The organism is Syntrophomonas sp. UBA1041 (assembly GCF_002316705.1).
Taxonomy (GTDB): Bacteria; Bacillota; Syntrophomonadia; order Syntrophomonadales; family Syntrophomonadaceae; genus DTU019.
In genome coordinates, this window is sequence record NZ_DCEA01000038.1 from 5640 (window position 1) to 6540 (window position 901).

Here is a 901-nt window from a genome sequence, read left to right on the forward strand (position 1 = left end):
TTTCCATGGAAAGATTACAGGCATAACTCAATAGCAATAACGGACAATGGCGTCCGAGGTATGTTGCTCGGTAAAAAAAGCGAATCATATCCTTGAGGCGCTTTTTTAATGTCCTGAACCCTGAGGAAACTAACAAAGGCAGGTGGTGCGATTGAGCGGCAAAGTTATAGTGGCTAGTGCAGTCAGCGCCGAACGCAAGCTCATAGCCGACATTCTCCGCCGGGCAGGTTTCCAGGTAATGGCCGAAACCAGTGACGCCAGCCACACCTTGAGGCGGATCCGTTCCCTGTACTGCGATTTGATCATAATCGACAAGGGTCTGGACGGCGGAAAAGGCTCCAAACTGGCCGAGATCGTGACCCAGGATCAGTTGGCAGCAGTGATACTGCTGGTAGACAATGATATATCGCACCTGGATCGAAAAGGCCATTACCTTATTAAACCAGTCAGCAGCGAAAAGATCATTCCGGCAGTGGAGTCGGCTTTATGGTACTGGAAACGGGAGAGCGAATTGCGGGCGCGCATCAGGAAACTCGAGGAAAAGTTGGAAACCCGGATTGTGATAGACAAAGTAAAAGGATTGCTCATGGATGTGAATGGTTGGAGCGAAAGTGAAGCCCACCATTTTATTCAGAAGGAAGCCATGAATCATAGCCTCAGTCTGAGGCAGGCGGCCCTGTTGATAGCAGAGCGTTTGGCCGATGCCAAACGCAAATCTTAATAAGGAGTGATCAACAATGAATAACGCGCAGAATGCCAGTGTAATCGAAAAAGTAAAAAATAATGGGGTGAGATTCATTCGCCTGCAATTCACTGATGTGACCGGGGTCTTAAAGAATGTCTCCATTCCTGCCAGCCAGTTGGAGAAGGCTCTTGAGGGGGAATTGATGTTTGACGGTTC

Annotated in this window: 2 protein-coding genes; both read left to right on the top strand. The window is 48.7% G+C overall.

Annotated elements, in window-relative coordinates; translation table 11 throughout:
* The first annotated feature begins 151 nt into the window (after positions 1-151).
* Positions 152-721 carry an ANTAR domain-containing response regulator gene (locus tag B2633_RS06250; protein ID WP_481041509.1) on the top strand — a complete coding sequence of 190 codons (570 nt, stop codon included), beginning with the start codon at positions 152-154 and terminating at the stop codon, positions 719-721.
* 16 nt (positions 722-737) lie between these two features.
* The coding region (locus B2633_RS06255; protein WP_483169858.1) for a glutamine synthetase beta-grasp domain-containing protein at positions 738-901 on the top strand (164 nt) is incomplete at its 3' end.